Source organism: uncultured Pelagibacterium sp., assembly GCF_963972885.1.
In the GTDB taxonomy this organism is placed as follows: domain Bacteria; phylum Pseudomonadota; class Alphaproteobacteria; order Rhizobiales; family Devosiaceae; genus Pelagibacterium; species Pelagibacterium nitratireducens.
Map to the genome: position 1 here is coordinate 1 of NZ_CAXAXY010000150.1, position 4,175 is coordinate 4,175.

4 protein-coding genes are annotated in these 4,175 nt (G+C 58.7%); 1 reads left to right on the top strand and 3 read right to left on the bottom strand.

Annotated elements, in window-relative coordinates; genetic code table 11:
* The first annotated feature begins 286 nt into the window (after window positions 1-286).
* The gene (locus tag AACZ55_RS15620; protein ID WP_339647581.1) at window positions 287-1,093 is read left to right on the top strand and encodes an LOG family protein; all 807 of its coding nucleotides are present in this window, start codon (window positions 287-289) and stop codon (window positions 1,091-1,093) included.
* Window positions 1,094-1,223: 130 nt separating this feature from the next.
* Here the strand turns inward: AACZ55_RS15620 and AACZ55_RS15625 are convergent, their stop codons facing one another.
* The 3 genes from AACZ55_RS15625 to argB all read right to left on the bottom strand — a co-directional run.
* Window positions 1,224-2,450, bottom strand: coding sequence for a hypothetical protein (locus AACZ55_RS15625; RefSeq protein WP_339647577.1), 1,227 nt, complete (start codon window positions 2,448-2,450; stop codon window positions 1,224-1,226).
* A gap of 140 nt (window positions 2,451-2,590) precedes the next feature.
* Window positions 2,591-3,298 carry a pyrimidine 5'-nucleotidase gene (locus AACZ55_RS15630; protein WP_339647578.1) on the bottom strand — a complete coding sequence of 236 codons (708 nt, stop codon included), beginning with the start codon at window positions 3,296-3,298 and terminating at the stop codon, window positions 2,591-2,593.
* Between the two features lie 74 nt (window positions 3,299-3,372).
* Window positions 3,373-4,175: acetylglutamate kinase (gene argB, locus AACZ55_RS15635; RefSeq protein ID WP_339647579.1), on the bottom strand; the 803-nt coding region annotated here is incomplete at its 5' end.

Consider the following 4,175-nt stretch of genomic DNA (forward strand, 5'->3'; position numbering starts at 1 on the left):
ATCGAGAGGGGGCGATCGCGTACATCTGCGTCAGGGGCTTGGAAAAACAGCCACCCATCCTTAACACGGCCCTGACATAGTAACCGGAACTAGAGCGGGTCCGGCAAAAGCATATCCTCGGCGCGATCGGGGATGGAAACGGTTTTGTGGTTCGGACACGCGACAACACAAAGGCTTAGAGCCAAGGATTTGAGTCAATCAGATCCTGAACGGCTCTAGAAGACCAAAAAGGAGCCTGATCATGGGCCGCAAACGCCATTCCTCGCTGCGTTCGTCCAAGGAGGATATGGAGGCCGTACGCCATTCGCCGCTAACGCCGCAGACACAATCGGCAGCGTACAGGCTGGCTTTCGCCGATGAGGAGTTTCTCACCAGCGAGGAATTGCGTGGGGTCCGCTTTCAGCTCGAATATCTCAAGGTCGAATCCAGGCTGCGCGAGGCCAATGTCAATTCGACTGTGGTGCTGTTTGGCGGCGCGCGCATCCCCGAGCCGGGCAAGCCGGCCTGGGCGGCAAAGACCGACGAGGCGAGGAAAAATCTCGAGGCCAATTCGGTCTATTACGATGAGGCACGGCGCTTTGCCCAACTGGCATCGCTGACCTCGAAAGCCACCGAATTCAGCGAATATGTGGTGGCGACCGGGGGTGGGCCTGGGGTGATGGAAGCGGGCAATCGCGGGGCTGCAGATGTGGGAGCGCCCTCGATCGGCTATAACATCGTCTTGCCCCACGAGCAGGCCCCCAATGTCTATGTGACGCCGCAGTTTTCCTTTAATTTCCATTATTTTGCGACGCGCAAGATTCACTTTCTGATGCGCGCCAAGGTGGTTGCCATTTTCCCCGGCGGCTTCGGCACGATGGACGAATTTTTCGAAGCTCTGACCCTGATCCAGACAGGACGAATGGACCGCATTCCCCTGCTGCTGTTCGGCAAGAAATTCTGGAGCCGGGTTCTCAACCTCGAGGCGCTGGCCGAGGAGGGGACAATCTCGCCCGACGACTTCAAACTCTTCAGTTTCGTCGATACGGCCGATGAAGCCTGGGAGATCGTGCGCAAGACCTACAATCTGCCCCGGATCGAACACCCGGCCTGAACCGGAGGGGCAAGCATCCCCCCGACATGATCCGGAGTGCGCAACGGCATATGGTGTCCGCCGCAAGCGTGAGAACACTAAAAAGGGGCCCGCCGGTATCCGGCGGGCCCCAAGACATCAACAGGATTGCTTACTGGTTGGCAGTGATCTGCACGTTCAGAAGGTCGACCAGGACGAAGGGGTCGGCCTCCACTTCGGCTTCCATGTCTTCGAACTCGGAAAAGGCGATGGGCTCTTCAGGCTCGACCGAGATCGTGAAGTTCTGCGGGTCGGCAATGAACGTGTTGACGGCGCTGGTCACCATTGTCTTGAAGGCTTCGTTCTCGACTTCGGCCAGGGCCATGGGCACCATGAACTGCAAACCGGCCTTGAAGGTTTCGCCATCGACGCCCTGCTCGGCGCCGACCAGATCGAGTACCTTCATGAACAGCGAATTGTCGTCATAGCGCAACGCGCCGCTGACCAGCTTGACGTTGGCCAATGGCTCCATCATCGCCTCGGACATGGCCATCATCTGCTCGTCGTCCATCTCGATATCGGCTTCGGCCATTTCCGCCATCTTGAGATTGAGCTTCATGAGCTCGGAGTAGAGCGCTTCGGTGTAGCCTTCGACAGCGAAGTCCATGGAGATCGAACCGAGGTCATCGACCACGAACGAGACGTCGCTGACAGTGCCTTCCCCGGTCTCGGGCCACCACGTTCCCTCACCCGACATAGAGGCGTTGAACTGTTCAAGGCCGAGAGTCGCAAAAGCCTCCTGGGCTTCAGGCTCCTCGATCGCGCTCAGATCGGCGCTGATGCCGGTGACCTGAAAGCCCGAGGTGACGCCGCCGTCGGCAGCAGCCTCGTCAATGGTGACTTCCATCAACGCGATGGCAAACAGCTCGTTGCCTTCGACATCTGAAACCGTCAGCGGACCTGCCGATATGCGATCATAGAGGTTGAACCCGGTTTCGAGCATTGTGTCGACGCTGACCTCTGCGGGCAATGCGATGCCCTCGGCCGCGATATCGACGAAGTTGAGCGTGATGCCCTCGTCTTCGTCGGTATAGTCGACGTCCTCGATGGTGGCGCGTTCAGCGGTGAACCCACCTTCTGCCGTTTCAACAACGCCGGTAAACACCACATCACCGGGCACCTCGACATCGTCTTCACCCGCAATGGAGATGGTGAAATCGGAAATCGTCACCGTGTCGCCCTCGGCACTGGCCGATCCATAGGTGAAGGCAACACCCATCAGCTTGCTGGTTTCAACGAGCCGATCCGCGAAATCGGTGGCCTCGAGCGCCAGGGCGGCCTGGCTGGTCCCGGCCAATGCGATCGTGGCGATAAGCGAAAGGCGAGTAATTCTTTTCATGACGGTCCCCGTTTTTCGGCGCTTGTTGTGCCATTTTACTGCAAAGCTGCGAACTTACACCATTGCGGCCGCTTACGGCCAGACATAGACGCTAACGCTTTGAGATGACTTTTCGATCACGCCAATCGGGCGAAAAAGCGTCAGCGGCAGCGCGCGAGAAATGCCACGATGTCGTCGGTGACGTGGTGGACGTGTTCCATGTCTTCGCCGCGGCCCAGTTCCCAGGGATCGCATTGGTCATGCTCGAACCCTGAACCGGCCACGACCTGAACCGTGGACATGCCGATTGCATGGGGTACACGCAGGTTCTTTTCCAGATCGTCAAACATTATGGCCTGTCTGGCCCCGATCCCATGCGCGGCAAGGAAGTCGGTATAGGCAATTTCGAGGGGTTTGGGCCGGTATTTGGCCGCCTTGATGTCGAAGATGCCCTCGAACAGGCTTGCCGCTCCAAGGCGCGCCAGTACGGCTTCGGCGTGACCGGCGCTCGCATTGGTAAAGATGAACTTGCGGCCGGGAAGCGCCGCGATGGCTTCGACCAGTTCGGGATGCGCCGCGACAGGCGAATAGTCGATGGCGTGAACCATTTCCAGATAGTCCTCGGGATCGACGGCATGGGATTTCATCAACCCGTTGAGCGTCGTGCCGTGATCGCGGTAATAGGCTTTCTGGAGATCACGCGCCGCTTCGAAATCGAGCTGGGCGACTTTCATCACATATTGAGTGATGGCCGTATCGATCTGGGCGAACAGATTGCATTCACGCGGATAAAGCGTGTTGTCGAGGTCGAACACCCAATCGGTAATGTGATCGACTTCGAGGGGCGTTGTGAGGGCAGGCGGGGTCATGTGGTTCATGACCCCATTATGCCCAAAATCGATGAATGGGAAATGACCGAAAACGAAGGTGTGATCGATCTCATCTATCGCACCATGAGTGTTCCCGCGCCGTGTTCGGTGAACAACTCGAGCAGCACCGAATGGGCCGTCTTGCCGTTGACGATCACCACGCCTTCAACGCCCCGATCGAGCGCCTCGATGCAGGTTTCGACCTTGGGGATCATGCCCCCCGAGATCGTGCCGTCGGCGATCAACTGCTGAGCCTCGCGCACCGAAAGTTCGGGAATCAATTCGCCATCCTTGTCGAGCACCCCCGGAACGTCGGTTAAAAACAGCAGCCGCTTGGCAAATACCGCCCCCGCGATGGCGCCGGCGAAGGTATCTGCGTTGATGTTGTAGGTGTTGCCATCCCGGCCGGGAGCCACGGGCGCGATGACCGGGATCATTTCCGAGCGAGCCAGAAGGTCGAGCAGCGTGCGGTCGATCTCGACGGGTTCGCCCACGAAACCGAGGTCGAGGACGCGCTCGATATTGGAGGTCGGGTCCACATATTTCTTGTGGGCCTTTTCGGCAAACACCATGTTGCCGTCCTTGCCGCACAGCCCGATCGCCCATTCGCCCTCGGCATTGATCATCGCCACGATCTCTTTGTTGATCGAGCCGGCCAGAACCATTTCCACGATTTCGACGGTGCGCTTGTCGGTCACCCGCAAACCGCCCTCGAATTTTGATTCGATGCCGAGCTTTTTGAGCATCTCGCCGATCTGCGGACCGCCGCCGTGAACCACGATCGGGTTGACCCCCGACTGCTTGAGCAGCGCCACGTCGCGCGCAAACGCCTTGCCCAGTTCGGGATCGCCCATGGCATGGCCGCCATATTTGATGA